Raw genomic sequence first — 17,449 nt, 5'->3', positions numbered from 1 at the left:
CCATTGGTGCAGGGGCTTATGCTGCGGTCAAACCAAAAGGTGCCGCAGTGCAGAATAACCCGCATACCACGCTGATCACATCCACCGCGCCTGTCACCACGGCGTCGCATGGTGGCCGCGCGAAATGTCTCCAACGGCTTGTCCGTCTGGATTTACCGGTGCCGCGAACAGTGGCGTTATCCTTTGATGCTGTTCAGGCAATCGCCAAGGGACAGGTCCCTGACATCGACGCTATTCTTGAGCAGTTCGACCAATCGACGCTGTTGTGCGTGCGACCCAGCTCCGAGGACCCTGATTGGGGTGGTCCAGGTGCGATCCTGAATATCGGAATGAATGATGCGCGATATGTGGACCTGTCGGATTCGATGGGCGTCGAGGCTGCGGCCGCCCTGTATCTGCGTTTCGTGCAAAGCTACGCGGTTCACGTCGCGCGGTTGGATGCAGACGTGTTCGACGATATCGACGCCGATGGGCGCGAAGGTCTGCAACAATCGCTGCGTGCCTACGAAGATGAAACGGACGAAACCTTTCCGCAGGATCGCGGCGAGCAACTTGTCGCCGTTTTGCGATCGATGGCTCGGGCATGGGATGGGACTTCGGCGCGCCTTTTGCGACAGGCCAAGGGCGCGCCGGTGGATGCCGGATTGGGCCTCGTCATTCAGGAGATGATACCGGGTGTCGGTCAGGGCGAGTGTGGCTCGGGTGTTTTGCAATTGGTGGAGCCTACGACCGGGATGCCTCAGCTGACCGGGCGATACCTGAGCCAGAGCCAGGGCCGTGATGCGTTGGGCGAGGGTGTTGCTGCGCTCTATCTGGAAAAGGATCCGCGCGGTAAGTCGCTCGAGGAAGTGGCACCCGAAGCCTTTGCGGAGCTCAAGGCGCATGCCGCGCTGATGCGGATCAAGCTGCGCGAGGAAATGCAGGTCGAATTCGTGATCGAAAACGGCCATGTCCACATTTTGGACGGTGTTCGCGTGCAACGCAGCGCGCGGGCCGCGATGCGGATTGCGGTGCGACTGGCGGAAGACGGTATCATTCCACCGCAAGAGGCGGTGATGCGGGTTGATCCGCATTCGCTGAATGAATTACTGCACCGTCAGGTCCACCCCGAGGCGAGGCGAGATGTTCTGACGACCGGAATCGCCGCCAGCCCCGGTGCCGCAACTGGCAAGATAGTGTTTACCGCCGCCGAAGCGCAGGCCAGCGCTGCTCGTGGAGAGCCGTGTATTCTGGTGCGACGTGAAACCGCGCCCGAGGATGTGCGCGGGATGCACGCGGCCGTCGCGGTTCTGACTGAAAAAGGCGGGATGACCAGCCACGCCGCCGTAATTGGTCGGGGTCTCGGTCTGCCTTGTATTGTCGGTGCGTCCGAGATGCGCTTTCAAACCAAGAAACGGATGCTGACCGCACCTGACGGACGTGTGTTCAAAACCGGAGACACGCTGACTATCGATGGCAGTTCGGGGCAAGTCCTTGCCGGGAAACCTGCGATGCTGGAAGCCGCGTTGGATGATTGTTTTCAGACACTTATGGCCTGGGCTGATGCTGAACGCGACATTGCCATTCGCGCGAACGCCGATACGCCTGCCGACGCGCAGACAGCGCGGAACTTTTTGGCGCAGGGCATTGGGCTGTGCCGGACCGAGCATATGTTCTTTGATCCCGGCCGCCTGATTGTCATGCGCGAGATGATCTTTGCGCAAACCTCATCGGGTCGCGAGGCGGTTTTGGAACGTCTGCTGCCGATGCAGCGCGAGGATTTTGTCGAACTGTTCCGCATTATGGAAGGGCAGCCCGTCTGTATCCGCCTGTTCGACCCGCCTTTGCATGAATTCCTGCCCACCACACGCAGCGGTCAACGCGAATTGGCCGAAGCGCTGGACCTCCCGGTCTCGGACGTTGAACGTCGCGTGGCGGCGATGACGGAATACAACCCCATGTTGGGGCTGCGCGGTGTGCGCTTGGGTGTCACTGTGCCCGAGATTTACGACATGCAGGCCCGCGCGATCTTTGAAGCGACGATCGAAGCCAGCAAAAACGGCGAACCTGTCGTTCCCGAGGTGATGATCCCGCTGGTTTCCGCGAAACGCGAAGTCGAGCTGGTCAAATCGCGGATCGACTCTGTTGCGGCTTCGGTTGCGGCCGAGCGGGGGCAGGAATTCGAATACAGGTTGGGTGTGATGGTTGAAACACCGCGCGCCTGCCTGCGCGCAGATGAAATCGCGCCACAGACCTCGTTTCTAAGTTTCGGAACCAACGATCTGACCCAGATGACCTACGGGCTGTCGCGCGATGACGCGGGACGGTTTATGTCCGCCTATGTCCGGCAAGGTGTCTTTGCCGAAGATCCGTTCCATGTATTGGATGCAGACGGTGTTGGGGAACTGCTCAAGCTCGGAGCCGAGAGGGGGCGGCAATCGCAACCTGACGTGACCTTGTCTGTGTGCGGTGAACACGGTGGAAACCCCGAATCAATCGCCGTTTGTCGAGATCTGGGATTCGACTATGTCTCGTGTTCACCCTTCCGGGTACCGGTCGCTCGGCTGGCTGCCGCTCAACTGGCGATTTCGTCCAGACTTGGGGGTTGACAGCCCTATGAAACCCTAAGAATAGTAGGAAACAACAAGCATCGCCGTGGGTTATTTTTGACGTAACGGCGATTTTCCACTTGCTTTTTCGACAAAACTGGACGTTTCCGATTCAATTCGGTAAGAGCCTCGTCGCGCCCGCCGGGGGAGGGTTTGGCGCATCATGTGCCTATGCGAGGTTATCTGAATGCTACGTTACATAATGGCTGTTGCCACGATGGCAGCAACCGTGCTGCCAAGTGTTTCCGTCGCTGAGAGGGAAGCCACCGATACTGCCAAGCGTGAACTTGTGGCCCGGACCGAACTGCCCGGTCAAAACTTCCGCGATTACCTGAATTTGTTCAAGCCCCGAAAGGCGGCTGAACCACAAAAAATATCTTACTCGAAGGACTGGCTGGACCAACAGCCCAAGGCCACTGGGGACGAGCACTTCAAGTGCCTGGCCGAAGCACTGTACTTCGAAGCGCGTGGCGAAAGTGTGCGCGGACAGTTCGCGGTGGCCGAGGTCATCCTGAACCGCGTGGACAGCGGACGTTTTCCCGATACTCTGTGCGGAGTGATCAAGCAGGGGACAGGTAAGAAATACCAGTGCCAGTTCACCTATACCTGTGATGGCCGCAAGGAGGTAATCCGCGAGAAAAGAGCCTATGAACGTGTTTCGAAAGTCGCACGTGCGGCCATCGACGGTGACGTGCCTGCGTTGACCGAGGGTGCCACTCACTACCACACAACAGCCGTTCGGCCTTCTTGGGCGCGTGTCTATACGGAAACCGCACGGATCGGCGTGCACATTTTCTACCGGCACAAACATCGCACGGCGAGTAACTAACTGACGCACCCGCGCTGGAAGCTGAATGGCGCGGGGCGTTTTTTGATCTATGTTGCGCGCCAGGAGGCCCGCAATGCTGTTAAATCGTCGACAATTCCTGGGCGCGTCTGCCGCGCTATCTGTGTTTCCCAAAGTGGGTCTGGCCGCTTATCCCGAGCTGGTGGCGCGCGAGGCGGTGCAGCAGATCGCACCGGCTGAGTATCCTGAAACGCCGGTTTGGAGCTTTGGCGGGACTGTACCGGGTACAGAAATCCGTGTGCCGCAGGGTGGGCGTGTGCAGCGCCAGCTCTCGAATGCTCTGCCTCAGGCCACGTCGGTTCACTGGCACGGCATTCGGATTGACAATGCGATGGACGGTGTTCCGGGCCTGACGCAGGACGTCATCGAGCCCGGATCCACGTTCGACTATGATTTCGCCGTGCCTGACGCCGGGACGTATTGGTATCATTCCCATAACCGCACAATCGAACAGGTGGCGCGTGGACTTTATGGCCCGCTGATCATCGAGGAATCCGATAAACCCGACGTGGATCGTGAACTGACGCTGATGCTGGATGACTGGCGGCTGGACGCTGAAACAGCCCAGATCACCAATGATTTCGACAACGGGCATGATCTCAGCCATGCTGGACGATTGGGCAATATTGTTACGGTCAACGGTCAGTTCGACCCTTCGTATAAAGTCAGAGCTTCCGAGCGTCTGCGTCTGCGCCTGATCAATGCATCCAACGCCCGAATATTTGATCTGGGCATAGATGGGCTGACCGGTTGGATCGTTGCGCTGGACGGTATGCCGCTGGAGACTCCGCTGGAGATAACCGATCGTTTCCCACTGGGGCCGGCGCAACGGGCAGACATGATCGTGGACGTGCGTGCCTCTGCGTCCGAGACGGCCAGCCTTGTGAGTTTTGAGCGGGACGGGGGCTTTGGCCTTGTGCGCTTTGATGTATCTGGCCCGGGTGGGGCAGTGCGAACCGGTATCGCGGCGCTACCGCCAAATCCACTGCCGGAACTCTCGGTCGAGGGTACGCCTATGCATCGGATGTCGATGCAAGGCGGCGCGATGCGTTGGTTAAGTTCGGCCAAACTAGGCGAGACCGAGTTGTCAGGACAGGAACTGGCGCAGCTGGGTCGTTTCTGGGCGCTGAACGGGTATGCCGAGCGCCCCAAGGATCCGTTTTTGGACGCGCGATTAGGCGAAACGCATCGGATTGAGTTTGCCAACGAAACAGCCTTTCCCCATGCGATGCACATGCACGGTCATCATTTTCGCATCGTTCTGTCGGATGGCAGCCTTGGTCCGTGGCGCGATACGGTTCTTTTGGGGCGCGGGCAATCGCGCCAGGTTGTTCTGGTTGCAGACAATCCGGGCAGCTGGCTGTTGCATTGCCACATGCTGGGTCATGCCGCGTCGGGGATGATGAGTTGGTTTCGCGTGACCTAACGACGCATTCGATGGCTGGAAAGGCGTTTGTTGCGGTGCTATACGCGCCCGCAACGTCTAATTTGGGCAGATCAGTCCCAAAGCCCGAAAAGGTCCGACCTATGAGTTCTGAAATCCGCCTTGCCTTCGCGCATCCTTCGGAGCGTTCCGAGGCTACCGCGACCCGAGGTCCCTTGGATCGCATTTCGTTGCGGGATCATATTGTCGAAGTCGAGATCGGTGCCTTTCAGGCTGAACGCGGCACAACGCAGCGGGTTTGTTTTAACATTGTGGTTGAGGTGCGGCCACTGACCGACCCGATTGACGATGATGTCGACCGCATCTTGTCTTACGATCGAGTGACCGAGGCGATCGCCTTTGAACTGGCTGCTGAAAGGTTGAACCTTCTCGAAACACTGGCCGACCGGGTGGCAGAACGTATTTTGCTTGAACCACAGGCTGTAAGGGCTTTTGTTCGCATTGAAAAACTGGATCGGGGTCCCGGTGCTCTGGGGGTCGAGATTGTGCGCGGCAAGGATGCAGTTCACCATGATGTGGTCGAAGAAGAACGCCCGCATCCTCGTTTGGTCTTTCTATCGAATGAGGCGATTGCGTCGGGCAACCTGACTGGATGGATCAATCAGCTGGAAAATCGTCAACGCCCGCTGATCCTGTGTGTGGGTGCAGCTGACATGGCTGTTTCGCAAACGGGACATGCGATGACACAACGCCGGATCGACTTGTTGGCGATCGAGCAAAACGCCTGGGTTCTGGCCGCACGGGATCACCGCTGCGTCGTCGTCTCGACGCGGACGGAATTGGACTGGGCGATGAAAAACGGTCAGATTTGCGTCTGGGCGCCGTCCAAGATCGTTCTGGATGCGGTTGATGGCCCTTCGGCTGCGCCATCGGACGCCGTGGCGCTGGCGGCTTGGTTTGCAGCGACGTTCGAAGCCAGCGAGATGATGGTCATCGGTGGTGCGTTGCCGGGCGATCCTGAAACACCACTGCGAGCAATCTCTGTGGAGCAGGCGCAACTGTGACAACCTATTACCGTCCGCTGGTCCAGAACGGCGCGCGGCGTCCCGATGGTGCCGTGTCTTTGGCGGGGCAAGCGCTTTGGTTTACCCATGCGGAACGGCTGAGTCGCTCGGAACGCTCTTCCATTGTCGCAGCACAAGACATGCCCGACGATATCCTCGAATCTCTGTCCCATCCTCGCGCGCCGATAGCGGGGTTGGACATGAATCGGGCTCAGATCATGGGTATCCTCAATGCGACACCGGACAGTTTCTCGGACGGTGGGATGCATAACTCAGTCCAGTCTGCATGCCATGCGGCCGAACAGATGGTCACGCAGGATGCGACGATCCTGGATATTGGTGGCGAATCTACCCGGCCCGGGGCTGCTTTTGTCCCGGAAGATGAAGAGATCGCCCGGACGGAGCCTCTGATCCAAGCGATCCGAGAACAAACGCAAGCGCTGATTTCGATAGACACGCGCAAAGCAAGCGTTGCCAAAGCGGCGTGGCGGGCTGGGGCGGGGCTGATCAACGATGTCTCGGGCTTTACCTTCGATCCTGACTTGGCTCCGTTCTGCGCTGAAGTTGGGGCACCGGTCTGCGTCATGCATATGCAAGGCGACCCGACCACCATGCAGGACGATCCCAGATATGATGACGTGCTGCTGGACGTGTATGACTTCTTGAACGATCAGGTGCAGCAACTAGAAACCCTTGGCCTGAGCCGTAACCAGATCATCGTGGATCCGGGCATCGGGTTTGGCAAATCGGTGGCCCATAACACAACCCTGCTGCGCAATCTCAGCCTGTTTCACGGGTTGGGCTGTCCGATACTGCTGGGCGTATCGCGCAAGGGGTTCATCGGACAGATCGGCAAAGAGACGCGCAAGGACGCCCGTGCGCCGGGTTCGATTGCAGTCGGGTTGGCCGGTCTGGCACAAGGGGTGCAGATCCTGCGGGTTCACGACGTGGCCGAGACCGCTCAGGCCTTGCGTCTGTGGGCTGCCGTCCGTTAATCCGGTCGCAGGCAAGAAACGACGGAGACATATCAATGCGCAAGCTGTTCGGAACCGATGGGGTGCGGGGCACTGCCAATACTCATCCGATCACGGCCGAAATGGCCCTGCGCATTGGCGCAGCCGTAGGTCGGTATTTCCGTCGTGACCAGTCTGGCGCACATCGCGTCGTGATCGGCAAGGACACGCGCCTGTCGGGCTATATGCTGGAAAACGCGCTAACGGCGGGGCTGACTTCGACCGGTATGAACGTTTTGCTGCTGGGGCCGGTTCCGACCCCTGCGGTTGGGTTGATGACCCGGTCGATGCGGGCGGATCTGGGCGTGATGATCTCGGCCAGCCACAACCCGGCCGAAGACAACGGGATCAAGTTTTTTGGCCCCGATGGGTTCAAGCTGTCGGATCAGGCCGAGATCGAGATCGAGCGTCTGATTGAAGAAGGTGTCAAACCCGCGCAAGCCCGGAATATTGGCCGCGCGCGCCGCGTAGATGATGCCCGCTTTCGGTATGGCGAGCGGGTAAAGTCCTCTCTGTCCCGCGATCTGCGGTTGGACGGCCTCAAAGTGGTGGTCGATTGCGCCAACGGTGCGGCACACCGAACCGCCCCCGAAGTGTTGTGGGAATTGGGGGCAGACGTCATCCCTGTCGGGATTGCGCCAAACGGAAAGAATATCAACCTGAATTGCGGCTCGACCAAACCCCAGTTGGCGGCCGAGACTGTGGTGGCCCATGGCGCGGATGTTGGCATCTGTCTGGATGGCGACGCGGACCGTGTGGTGATGGTCGACGAACATGGCAAGGTGGCCGACGGCGATCAGTTGATGGCGCTGCTTGCTGGCAGTTGGTCAAAGGCGGGGCGCCTGCAGGGCGGCGCGCTGGTTGCGACGGTTATGTCCAATCTGGGGCTGGAACGGCACTTGACCGCGTTGGGTCTGCGCCTTGAACGGACGGCGGTCGGCGACCGCTATGTTGTTGAGAGGATGCGAGAAGGCGGTTTCAACTTGGGCGGAGAACAATCAGGCCACATCGTCATGAGCGACTATGCCACCACGGGCGACGGGCTGATGGCCGGGCTGCATTTCCTGGCCGAGATGGTGCATTCGGGCCGTAAAGCTTCGGAATTGGCTGTACAGTTCGAAACGGTTCCGCAGCTGCTGAAAAATGTGCGCTATGGTGAAGGTCAAACTCCGCTGGAAGTCGCCAGCGTGCAGGCCGCCATTGCCGATGCCGAGGCGCGGCTCAACGGGCAGGGCCGTTTGCTGATCCGCAAATCGGGGACGGAACCCTTGATCCGTGTGATGGCCGAGTGCGAGGATGACACGCTGCTGGCGCAGGTCGTCGACGGCATCGTCGCTGAGGTAGAGGCTGTGGCTGGTTAACGCCCGATCAGCATCCGGCGCAGGCTGAACCATTGGCTGATGGCCAACCCGGTGAGGATCATGGCCAGCGCTATGAAGAATCTCAATGGCAACGCCTCGGACAGAATCCATGCGCCAAAGACCATCGACCAGATGGGCACCTGATAGTTAACCAGCGTTAGGAATACCGACCCCGCGCTGCGGATGATGGACACGCGCAGTAGGGTGGCGAATGCGGTGGGGAGGAGACCAAGCGCGATGATTGCCAGGCCAGGGCGCGTGCCCTGCCATTGTGGGACGCCCTCGGTCAGTAGCATGACGGGCAACAATAAAACCGCCCCGACCATCAGCGACAACGCCGCCAACGCGACCGGATCAATCGGTGGACAACGTCGGGTGAAGATCGACGCGCAGGAATAGCAGAGCGCCGCCCCGATACAGGCCAGTTGCGCCAGTGGTTCAGCCCCTTGTCCGATCTGCGCCAGACCGGGGCCGATCAGCACCAAAGCCCCGGAAAAACCCAGCGATACGCCCAGAAATCTGCGCAGATTTAATGGCTCGTCCGAGAAGAAATGCGCTAGTGGCAGTACCATTAGCGGAATCGCTGCCATCGACAGCCCTGCAAAGGCCGAAGGTACATATTGCTGCCCCCAACTCAGTAGCAGAAAGGGCAACGCGGTCGATAACAGGCCGATGATGGCAATAAAGAACCACAGCTTGGCATCGCCCGCAGGCAATTTGCGACCAGTCACAGCCATCATTGCCAACAAAGTGACTGCCCCCAACGTGGTCCGCGCGGTTGCAACCGTGACGGGGCCGTACCCTTCCAACGCCATGGCCACGACCATGAAGGTGCCGCCCCAGATAAGGCCCAGGGCGATAACGCCGCTCCAGTCGCGGGATGTGGGTTGATCAACCATGCGCGGCCTCCGATTGGGACAAAAAAGGCGACCCGAAGGCCGCCCTTTCGCGTGATCCCGTGGGGATCAGTTCTTTTCTTTGTCGACCATTTTGCCGGCCGAGATCCAGGGCATCATGGCGCGCAGTTTTGCACCGGTTTCCTCGATCATGTGCTCGTCATTGGCGCGGCGCGACGCTTTGATGGTCGGCTGGCCAACGGCGTTTTCCAGCATGAAGTCGCGAACGAACTTACCCTGTTGGATGTCGTTCAGAACTTCTTTCATACGCGCTTTGGTCTCGTCGTATTTCAGGATACGCGGGCCGGTGACGTACTGGCCGTACTCAGCCGTGTTCGAGATCGAGTAATCCATGTTCGCGATGCCGCCTTCATAGATCAGGTCGACGATCAGCTTCACTTCGTGCAGACACTCGAAATAGGCCATCTCGGGCGCGTAGCCTGCTTCGACCAGCGTTTCAAAGCCGCAGCGGATCAGCTCAACCAGACCACCGCACAGAACGGCCTGCTCGCCGAACAGGTCGGTTTCGCATTCTTCGCGGAAGTTGGTCTCGATGATGCCGGAGCGACCGCCACCGATGGCCGAGCAATAGGACAGGCCGATTTCCAGCGCCTTGCCGGTTTCGTCCTTGTCGACGGCCACCAGACAGGGCACGCCGCCGCCTTTGACGTATTCGCCGCGCACGGTATGGCCGGGGCCTTTGGGGGCCATCATGATGACGTCGACGCCTTCTTTCGGCTCAATCAGGCCAAAGTGGACGTTCAGGCCGTGGGCGAACGCGATGGCCGCGCCGGGCTTGATGTTGTCATGCACATATTTCTTGTAGGTTTCGGCCTGCAGTTCATCGGGCATGGTGAACATGATCAGGTCACACCAGGCGGCGGCTTCGGCGATACCCATTACGGTCAGACCTTCGGCTTCGGCTTTCTTGGCCGAGGCCGAGCCTTCGCGCAGCGCCACAACAAGGTTCTTCGCACCCGAGTCGCGCAAGTTCAGCGCATGGGCGTGACCTTGCGAGCCATAGCCCAGGATTGCCACTTTCTTGTCTTTGATCAGGTTGATGTCGCAATCGCGATCGTAATAGACGCGCATGTCGCTGGTCCTTTCTGTTTCGATTGCGGATGGTTCTACTGGCTTGAGATGGGGAATGCGATGGTATTTTTCTTGAAATTCGTATGCTGAGGTGAGAATTTATTCGTAGTTAGCTAGATAATGGAAAAAATCATGCTCGATGACATCGACCGGCGTCTTCTGCGTCACTTGCAGGCGGACCCCAGTCTGGCGACTTCGGAATTGGCCGAGCGAAGCAGGATTAGCGCCAGCCTCTGCTGGCGACGTCTGGAAAAAATGCACGAGGCCGGGATAATACAAGGGCAAGAGGCCGTGATCGACTGGGCCGCGCTTGGATATGCTGTTGAAGTGTCTTTGCGGGTTACTCTGGACAAGACACAATCCCGCGCCTTTGATGAATTCACTGCGGCAGCTCGAGGTGTGGCGGAGGTCATCGAGATACAGACCTTTCTGGGGCGCGTCGATGTACGGCTCTCTGTTCTGGCGCGGGATATGTCGCATTACCAGCAGGTCTATCGGGAACAGATTCTGACGCTGCCGCATATCGCGGATATCGAAGCGCTGATGCATATAGCGCGTGTCAAAAGTGATCTGGTGTTGCCGGTATGATTGAACTGGACGAACTTGACCGCAAAATCCTGCGGGCACTGATACAGGATGCGGGGCAGAGCGCCGGAGCCCTTGGGCGAAAGCTGGGCCTGTCTCAGCCAGCGACGTGGCGCCGCATTAGACGACTGGAGCAGGCCGGTGTGATCAAGGGGCGCCGGCTACGCCTGAACGCCGAAGCCCTTGGGTTCGGGGTTACGGTTTTTCTTGGGGTAAAGCTGGCTCGAAAAGGTCAAATCAGCTTGGAAGACTTCGAACGTGCCGTCAGTGCCATCCCCGAAGTGCAAACGGTCGAGCACGTGCTGGGGCTTTACGACTATCGCCTTCGAGTTGTCGCGCGCGATCTTGCCGATTTCGAACGCGTGCTGCGTCGCCGTATCATGACTCTGCCGGGCGCAGGGGATGTCGAGGCCAACGTTCTGCTCAGCGAAGAAAGGTTGCCGGGTCCGATTGGCTGATCAGTACTTGGTACGGATGCAATAGCCGGGATGATGCGTCATGCGCGCAAAAGTCATCGGTTGACCATCCCGCCATGTCGTACGCTCAAGCTGTATCATTGACGCCCCGGTCGTGGTCCCCATGAATTCGGCAAGGCGACCATCCGCCGAGACGGCGCAAAAGGCGACCTCGGCCTCGGTAAACGGGGCGGCCTTCAACAGCCATTCATGCGGGCCATGCTCATTCAGGTCTGCAAACTCGACCTCTGGTACAGCGGCGATATTGATCCAGCGTTCCTCTAGCTGAAAGGGACGGTTGTCGGCGTAATGCATACAGATCACGTGCAGAACGCGTGCATCGTGAGCCACGCTCATTTGCGATGCCAGCCAACCCGGGCTATCGACCACGTTTCGTTCTACAAGCGAATACCTGTAAGTGGAGTTTTGTCTTTCGACCGTTTGGCGGGCCAGTGAAAACTCCAGTTTGGCATGTTTGCTGGGTTCTTTCTTAACCCGCGTTCCGCTTTTGCGCTTGCGTTCCACAAAGCCTTGATCGGCCAGTTCTCGCAACGCGCGGTTAACGGTCGCGCGCGCGCAGTTGAATTCCTCGGCAAGCTGCGTTTCGGTGGGCAGCAACGCTCCCTGCGGCCAGATGCGGGTTTCTATCCTCCGCTTCACCTCGTCCCGAACAACTTGAAAACTGATCCGCTTAGGCGCCGTCACGTTAGGAAATACCTTTCTTCCGTAAAGTGAATGTATCTGGTCAGAAACACGTATGAGTGTAAAGAGCTGGTGACACTAATTGGCGTCATTTATTGATCTATTGCCACCCGAAAAAGTAAATTTTTTGTTGAAGTTACTGGGTTCCCTTGGGTCAATTTTGAAGGTTACAGTGCCGCTGATCCGAACTGGCCCAACTGGTTGGTCAGCTGGTTTATTTGAAAGGAACACTCATGGCAGCGCTTTTGGACACAGTTGACCCAGATGGGTTTGAAGAGTTTTCAGTGGTATTCACCGATCGTTCGCTGAACCATATGTCGGTTAAATTTCAACGGGTCATGCTGGATATTTCTGACATGCTGAGGCAAGTCTACAATGCAGATGGTGTGGCTGTGATACCCGGCGGCGGCACCTATGGGATGGAGGCTGTTGCGCGGCAGTTTGCCCGCAACGCCAATGTGGTTGTCGTACGTAACGGCTGGTTCTCGTATCGCTGGAGCCAGATCATCGAGACCGGAGGGTTGACGGCCTCGGCCACCGTGCTCAAGGCGCGGCAAACCGGGAATTCCAGCCCATCCCCTTTCGCACCTGCACCGATAGACGAGGTTGTGGCGACTATTCGCGATCAGCGTCCGGATGTGGTTTTTGCCCCGCATGTGGAAACGTCGGCTGGGGTTATTCTACCGGACGATTACGTGACCGCCATGGCTGCGGCGGCGCATGAGGTCGGCGCGCTGATGGTGCTTGATTGCATCGCGTCGGGCTGTGCCTGGGTCGATATGAAAGCAACGGGCGTGGATGTGTTGATCTCGGCTCCGCAAAAAGGGTGGAGCGCCTCGCCCTGTGCCGGTCTGGTCATGCTGTCCGAGCGCGCCGAGGCGCGACTGGAGGAAACAAGTTCTGACAGTTTTGCCGTGGACCTCAAGAAATGGCGGCAGATCATGCAAGCATACGAGGCGGGCGGGCACGCCTATCACGCCACCATGCCCACCGATGCGCTGAAGGAATTTCGCGACACGATGGTCGAGACCCGCGACTATGGGTTTGAAAAACTGCGCGAGGCTCAATGGGCACTAGGAAATGGTGTTCGGGCAATGTTGAAGGACAAGGGCATTGTCTCGGTCGCGGCTGATGGGTTCGGAGCGCCCGGCGTTGTTGTCAGCTACACTGACGATGCCGAAGTGCAGAACGGCAAGAAATTTGCGGCCTTGGGCATGCAGATTGCGGCAGGCGTGCCCCTGCAGTGTGATGAGCCTGAGGGGTTCAGTACTTTCCGTCTGGGCTTGTTCGGGCTGGACAAGCTCTATGATGTGGATGGCACGATCGCGCGTTTGAAGCGGGTGCTGGATCAGGTGATATAGGTGCGGGTCAGCGCACACCCAGGCCCATCTGCATAAGCGTCTTGCGCACCGGTGGTAGGGAATAAAGCGCATTCAACCCCATCGCCCGCGCATCACGCAGCGGCCGTGCCTCGATCATCGAGGCGCGGTTCAGCAGGTCGATTCCTTTCACGCGCATCTCGATCTCGGCGTGGCGGGACTTGTGATAGGCGTCCAGCATCTGCGCGTCGCCCAGCCCCTCGGGGCGGGCTGTCGCGAGATCCAACAGGCTGCGCAGATCACCCAGTGACATGTTCAATCCTTGCGCGCCGATGGGTGGCACGACATGGGCAGCCTCGGCCATCAGGGCGATGCGTTCGCCGGACAGACGCTCGGCCGATTGGCTGATGATCGGCCAGATCGTCCGGCGCGACGCCAGTTTCAGTGGCCCGAACAATCCGCACGAACGCTCGGTCATCTGCGCCTCGAACGCGTCGGGATCAGAGTTCAGCAATTCGACCGCGCGCGGCCCACGCTCCATCCACACAATCGCCGAGGAAGGCTGACCCTGCCAGTCGGGGAGGGGGACCAGCGTGAACGGCCCGCCTGAGCGGTGAATCTCGGTCGAGACGTTTTCGTGCGGGATTGGATGCGTGACGGCAAAGGCCAGCGCCTTTTGGCCATAACGGGTTGTGTGGGTTTGGATGCCCGTTGCCTCGCGCATGGGGGAGTTGCGCCCGTCCGCAGCCACAACCAGTTTGCAGCGGATACGGCTGCCGTCGCTGAGGCCCACGCGCGCCTCATTGGTGCGGGTGAACAGGCTGACCGTGCCGGTACCGGGGCGAAAGTCCACATTGGGCAGTTCGGCCAGACGCGCCACCATCTCGCGCCGCAGCAGCCAGTTGGGCAGGTTCCAGCCAAAGGGTTGGTCCGAGATATCGGCGGCATTGAAATCACGCACGACTCGGGGTTCAGGAACGTCCCCGCCCGCGTCCACGATCCGCATGATTTGCAGCGGGGCCGCATGGGCATCCAGCCGCGCCCACAGCCCGCATTGGTCCAAGAGCCCGTGCGCCGGTTGCAGGAAGGCCGTGGTCCGCATGTCGGACCCGTCCACGTCGCGTTCCACCACCGGAGGGGTGGGGTCGACACAGATCACGTCGAACCCGGCTGTTCCGAAAGCCGCCGCAGCGGTCAACCCGGCGATTCCGCCGCCGGAAATCAGGATGTCACAGCTATCTGTCATGGGCTTGGCCTCCGTTTGGGCAGAACCTAGTGCGGTTCCGTGCGGGGTGCCAAGTGACATCCTGTCCCGTGTCTTACCCGCGTGAAATCAGGATGAGGATCAGGAACATCACTGGCACCATCATCACGGCAGGGATGTAGAGACCCGGCAGGCCAAACAACAGGATGGAACACCCCCACATGCTGAAGATCGCCAGGGCGGTATAGCCCCAATCCTCGGCCTCACCATGGGCGGCGTCCTTGGCCATCCAGCCAAACAGGGGAATTGCAAACAACAGGCGCTGCCAGATAGGCAGGCGCCGAGGGGCCTCGATCGCGCTCATGGGTTTCTCCAATTCTGTTCGTCGCTGAGGTGCATATAGGGCCGATGCTGCACCTGCAAAACGAACAGAAGGTCGCAGTGTGACAGCCTATCGCAGGCGGGCCAGAAACGCGGTCAGATCATCGGTGTGGTGGTGGATGTGATCGGCCTTGTGCGGCTCGGGCGCGACGTGGACAGTGCGCATTCCCATCGCGTGTGGCGCGGCCAGATTGCGCGGGTCATCCTCGAACATGGCAGCCTTTTGGGCGTCGATTCCGTCTTGGGCAAAGATCGCCTCGAACGCGGCCTGTTCGGGCTTGGGGCGATAGCCCGCATGTTCGACACCGTAGATCGCATCGAACAATCCGCTGAGGCCACGCGCGGCCAAAACACGCTCGGCATAGGGTGCGCTGCCATTGGTATAGACGATACGTCGGCCGGGCAGGGACCGGATGTGGTCGGCCAGTTCCGCGTCGGGGTCCATATGGCTCATGTCGACCTGATGAACCGCGTGCAGATAAGGGTCGGGGTCCAGATCATGCTCGGCCATCAACCCGGCCAGCGTGGTGCCATATGCGCGCCAGTAGTGCGACCGCAGCCGATCCGCCTCGGCCCGGTCCACGCCGATGGCCTGCACCACATAGTCGGTCATCAGCACCTCGATCTGATCGAACAGGCGCATGTGAGGCGGGTAGAGCGTGTTGTCCAGATCGAACACCCATTGGGTGACGTGGGAAAAGGCGGGTTTGACCATGGGGTTGGGTTTAGGGCGTGGCGAGTTGGTTTTCAATGCCGCACTTGATCCGAAGGGCCGGACGCGGATAGACATGTCCGAACCAGGAGATGAACCCCCCGATGCCCCAATCCAGACAGCCGTCCAAAGACGCTTATAGCCTGATACTCGAAGCGATTGATGTGGGCGTTTACAAGCCTGGCGACCGGCTGGTCGAAAGCGAGCTTGCCGAACGGTTTGGCGTGTCGCGCACCCCCATCCGTGAGGCATTGCAACGGCTAGAGACGCAATCGCTGTTGGAACGGGACGGGCGTTCGCTGATCGTGGCTTCGCTGGACCATAACCAGATGGCTGAACTTTATGTGGTGCGACGCGAGTTGGAAGGGCTGGCCGCAAGCCTGGCCGCCAAGCATGCGACCGAAGAGGAAATCCGGGTACTACAGGACATGGTCGCCGCCGATGATGCGCTGGTCGATGATCCCACAGCGCTGTCGCGCGCCAACCGCCGGTTTCACGAGCAGATTCATCTGGCCTCGCATAACCGCTATCTGGTGCAGCAGTTGGACCTGGTGCATCGCACCATGGCGTTGATGGCAACGACCTCGCTGGCTGTTCGCGGACGCGGAGAGATTGCCCAAAGTGAACACAAGGCAATTGTCGAGGCTATCGCTGCACGCGACGAAGAGGCCGCCGCACGCGCGCTGAAGGAACATATCTCGGTCGCCTTCATGACTCGTCTGAAACAGGATGCCGTTCGGCGTGAAGCCTAAGCGTCAGGGCAGTTTCACGTCTTCTCCGGCCTGTCCGTGCTGTGTTTTGTCCCAGAAGAAAGGATTGCTGACCAACTCCCACAGGGCTTTGTAGGCCGCCAGAACGCCCAGCGGAAAATACAGGGGCATGGTGGGAACCCAGGGCAGCAGAAAACGTCTTTCCTTGGCTGCTACAGCCAGAATTCCGACGACCAGATTGGTGATCTCGGCGGCGACGAAAAGACAAATAAGACCGAAAATGATGTTGTTTGACAGGATCTGATCCAGCGGGCCGGGCTGACCCAGGGTTGTCAGCCAGAACAACCACAGGACCGGGGCCAGTAGAAACTGTCCGACTGTACCCAGAAAGAACGCCTGCACGCCCAGAAACCGTTTTAACCCCAGATCATTAAGCAGGCGCAACGGCGCGCGCATGTGCACAAGATAAGTGACCATGAACCCCTTAAGCCAGCGTGACCTTTGCTTGACCCAGGGCCAGGCGCGGAAATTCGCTTCTTCAAACGTGGTGGTGTCGACCATCTCGGTCCGGTATCCAGCGCGGCTGAGCCTTACCCCAAGGTCGGCATCCTCGGTGACGTTATGCGCGTCCCACCCACCCAGTTCGACCAGCTTGTCGCGTCGAAAGAAAAAGGTTGTGCCCCCCAACGGAACGACCAGACCCATGCGGGCAATCCCTTGCAATATGACACGGAACCAACTGCTGTATTCGATCGTAAAACAGCGCGAGCGCCAGTTTGTTCTGGGATTGTAATAATCCAGGACGCCCTGAAGGCAGACTACGTCCTCGTCCATGCGCGCAAATGTGGAAACGACGCGTTCAAGTTGATCGGGCTGCGGCGCATCTTCGGCGTCCCAAACCCCCAAGATATCACCTCTGCAAAAATCCAGCGCGTAGTTCATGGCGCGAGGCTTTGTCGTCAGCCCGTTCAAGGCGGGGACTTCAACTATCCGGATCCAACTGGGCAGGTCGACACTGGAAAGCGCAGAACGTGTGACCTCGTCGGATTCCTCTAGCACAAGAATGACGTCCAGCAGCGCTTTGGGATAGGTCAGACGATGCAACCGCCTGATCAGAGCGTTCGCGATTTCACGCT

General features: G+C 59.2%; 17 protein-coding genes. 10 read left to right on the top strand and 7 right to left on the bottom strand.

Features of this window, described 5'->3' with window-relative positions; translation table 11 throughout:
• Positions 1-47: 47 nt before the first annotated feature.
• From J7380_RS15100 to glmM, 6 genes are all read left to right on the top strand, one after another.
• Positions 48-2,588 (top strand): putative PEP-binding protein, encoded by a 2,541-nt coding sequence (locus J7380_RS15100; protein ID WP_348539110.1) that lies wholly within the window; start codon positions 48-50, stop codon positions 2,586-2,588.
• Positions 2,589-2,775: 187 nt separating this feature from the next.
• Complete coding sequence (locus J7380_RS15095) at positions 2,776-3,417, top strand: cell wall hydrolase (RefSeq protein WP_209196590.1); 642 nt, start codon at positions 2,776-2,778, stop codon at positions 3,415-3,417.
• A gap of 73 nt (positions 3,418-3,490) precedes the next feature.
• Positions 3,491-4,861: a multicopper oxidase family protein gene (locus J7380_RS15090; RefSeq protein ID WP_209196589.1), complete on the top strand. Its 1,371-nt coding sequence runs from the start codon at positions 3,491-3,493 to the stop codon at positions 4,859-4,861.
• 101 nt (positions 4,862-4,962) lie between these two features.
• On the top strand, positions 4,963-5,883 hold the full coding sequence (locus J7380_RS15085; protein WP_209196588.1) for a dihydroneopterin aldolase: 921 nt from the start codon (positions 4,963-4,965) through the stop codon (positions 5,881-5,883).
• Positions 5,880-6,878 (top strand): dihydropteroate synthase, encoded by a 999-nt coding sequence (gene folP / locus J7380_RS15080; RefSeq protein WP_209196587.1) that lies wholly within the window; start codon positions 5,880-5,882, stop codon positions 6,876-6,878. Before J7380_RS15085 ends, folP begins: the two co-directional genes overlap by 4 nt.
• Positions 6,879-6,913: 35 nt before the next feature.
• Positions 6,914-8,257 carry a phosphoglucosamine mutase gene (glmM, locus tag J7380_RS15075; RefSeq protein WP_209196586.1) on the top strand — a complete coding sequence of 448 codons (1,344 nt, stop codon included), beginning with the start codon at positions 6,914-6,916 and terminating at the stop codon, positions 8,255-8,257.
• On the opposite strand, the gene J7380_RS15070 is transcribed toward glmM, so the two are convergent.
• Positions 8,254-9,156 carry a DMT family transporter gene (locus J7380_RS15070; RefSeq protein WP_209196585.1) on the bottom strand — a complete coding sequence of 301 codons (903 nt, stop codon included), beginning with the start codon at positions 9,154-9,156 and terminating at the stop codon, positions 8,254-8,256. The genes glmM and J7380_RS15070 overlap by 4 nt on opposite strands.
• Positions 9,157-9,222: 66 nt before the next feature.
• Positions 9,223-10,245 carry a ketol-acid reductoisomerase gene (gene ilvC, locus J7380_RS15065; RefSeq protein ID WP_170352808.1) on the bottom strand — a complete coding sequence of 341 codons (1,023 nt, stop codon included), beginning with the start codon at positions 10,243-10,245 and terminating at the stop codon, positions 9,223-9,225.
• Positions 10,246-10,377: 132 nt separating this feature from the next.
• Between ilvC and J7380_RS15060 the strand changes: the two genes are divergently transcribed.
• Both J7380_RS15060 and J7380_RS15055 read left to right on the top strand, forming a co-directional pair.
• Positions 10,378-10,833, top strand: coding sequence for an Lrp/AsnC family transcriptional regulator (locus tag J7380_RS15060; RefSeq protein ID WP_170352809.1), 456 nt, complete (start codon positions 10,378-10,380; stop codon positions 10,831-10,833).
• The gene (locus tag J7380_RS15055) at positions 10,830-11,288 is read left to right on the top strand and encodes an Lrp/AsnC family transcriptional regulator (RefSeq protein WP_209196584.1); all 459 of its coding nucleotides are present in this window, start codon (positions 10,830-10,832) and stop codon (positions 11,286-11,288) included. The genes J7380_RS15060 and J7380_RS15055 overlap by 4 nt, the downstream gene beginning before the upstream one ends.
• Here the strand turns inward: J7380_RS15055 and J7380_RS15050 are convergent, their stop codons facing one another.
• Positions 11,289-11,990: a GntR family transcriptional regulator gene (locus tag J7380_RS15050; RefSeq protein ID WP_170352811.1), complete on the bottom strand. Its 702-nt coding sequence runs from the start codon at positions 11,988-11,990 to the stop codon at positions 11,289-11,291.
• Positions 11,991-12,220: 230 nt separating this feature from the next.
• Between J7380_RS15050 and J7380_RS15045 the strand changes: the two genes are divergently transcribed.
• The gene (locus J7380_RS15045; protein ID WP_209196583.1) at positions 12,221-13,348 is read left to right on the top strand and encodes an aminotransferase class V-fold PLP-dependent enzyme; all 1,128 of its coding nucleotides are present in this window, start codon (positions 12,221-12,223) and stop codon (positions 13,346-13,348) included.
• 7 nt (positions 13,349-13,355) lie between these two features.
• On the opposite strand, the gene J7380_RS15040 is transcribed toward J7380_RS15045, so the two are convergent.
• The 3 genes from J7380_RS15040 to J7380_RS15030 form a co-directional block, all read right to left on the bottom strand.
• Complete coding sequence (locus J7380_RS15040; protein ID WP_209196582.1) at positions 13,356-14,552, bottom strand: UbiH/UbiF family hydroxylase; 1,197 nt, start codon at positions 14,550-14,552, stop codon at positions 13,356-13,358.
• 73 nt (positions 14,553-14,625) lie between these two features.
• Positions 14,626-14,874 carry a hypothetical protein gene (locus tag J7380_RS15035; protein WP_209196581.1) on the bottom strand — a complete coding sequence of 83 codons (249 nt, stop codon included), beginning with the start codon at positions 14,872-14,874 and terminating at the stop codon, positions 14,626-14,628.
• A gap of 87 nt (positions 14,875-14,961) precedes the next feature.
• Positions 14,962-15,606: a pyrimidine 5'-nucleotidase gene (locus J7380_RS15030; RefSeq protein WP_209196695.1), complete on the bottom strand. Its 645-nt coding sequence runs from the start codon at positions 15,604-15,606 to the stop codon at positions 14,962-14,964.
• Positions 15,607-15,707: 101 nt separating this feature from the next.
• Between J7380_RS15030 and J7380_RS15025 the strand changes: the two genes are divergently transcribed.
• Positions 15,708-16,355, top strand: a complete 648-nt coding sequence (locus J7380_RS15025; RefSeq protein WP_170352816.1) for a GntR family transcriptional regulator — start codon at positions 15,708-15,710, stop codon at positions 16,353-16,355.
• Positions 16,356-16,358: 3 nt separating this feature from the next.
• On the opposite strand, the gene J7380_RS20400 is transcribed toward J7380_RS15025, so the two are convergent.
• Positions 16,359-17,417, bottom strand: a complete 1,059-nt coding sequence (locus J7380_RS20400; RefSeq protein ID WP_247742590.1) for a glycosyltransferase family 2 protein — start codon at positions 17,415-17,417, stop codon at positions 16,359-16,361.
• Positions 17,418-17,449: the final 32 nt, after the last annotated feature.

Source organism: Ruegeria sp. R8_1 (assembly GCF_017743815.1).
Classification (GTDB): Bacteria; Pseudomonadota; Alphaproteobacteria; order Rhodobacterales; family Rhodobacteraceae; genus Ruegeria; species Ruegeria lacuscaerulensis_A.
The sequence above is the reverse complement of the archived record's forward strand: the minus strand, read 5'-3'. Positions and strand labels throughout refer to the sequence as shown.

Bases quoted from the DNA above. Each gene is read 5' to 3' on its own strand.
- J7380_RS15095 (WP_209196590.1), top strand. From the start codon at position 2,776: ATGCTACGTTACATAATGGCTGTTGCCACGATGGCAGCAACCGTGCTG.
- J7380_RS15090 (WP_209196589.1), top strand. From the start codon at position 3,491: ATGCTGTTAAATCGTCGACAATTCCTGGGCGCGTCTGCCGCGCTATCT.
- J7380_RS15085 (WP_209196588.1), top strand. From the start codon at position 4,963: ATGAGTTCTGAAATCCGCCTTGCCTTCGCGCATCCTTCGGAGCGTTCC.
- glmM (WP_209196586.1), top strand. From the start codon at position 6,914: ATGCGCAAGCTGTTCGGAACCGATGGGGTGCGGGGCACTGCCAATACT.
- J7380_RS15070 (WP_209196585.1), bottom strand. From the start codon at position 9,156: ATGGTTGATCAACCCACATCCCGCGACTGGAGCGGCGTTATCGCCCTG.
- ilvC (WP_170352808.1), bottom strand. From the start codon at position 10,245: ATGCGCGTCTATTACGATCGCGATTGCGACATCAACCTGATCAAAGAC.
- J7380_RS15060 (WP_170352809.1), top strand. From the start codon at position 10,378: ATGCTCGATGACATCGACCGGCGTCTTCTGCGTCACTTGCAGGCGGAC.
- J7380_RS15055 (WP_209196584.1), top strand. From the start codon at position 10,830: ATGATTGAACTGGACGAACTTGACCGCAAAATCCTGCGGGCACTGATA.
- J7380_RS15045 (WP_209196583.1), top strand. From the start codon at position 12,221: ATGGCAGCGCTTTTGGACACAGTTGACCCAGATGGGTTTGAAGAGTTT.
- J7380_RS15040 (WP_209196582.1), bottom strand. From the start codon at position 14,552: ATGACAGATAGCTGTGACATCCTGATTTCCGGCGGCGGAATCGCCGGG.
- J7380_RS15035 (WP_209196581.1), bottom strand. From the start codon at position 14,874: ATGAGCGCGATCGAGGCCCCTCGGCGCCTGCCTATCTGGCAGCGCCTG.
- J7380_RS15030 (WP_209196695.1), bottom strand. From the start codon at position 15,606: ATGGTCAAACCCGCCTTTTCCCACGTCACCCAATGGGTGTTCGATCTG.
- J7380_RS15025 (WP_170352816.1), top strand. From the start codon at position 15,708: ATGCCCCAATCCAGACAGCCGTCCAAAGACGCTTATAGCCTGATACTC.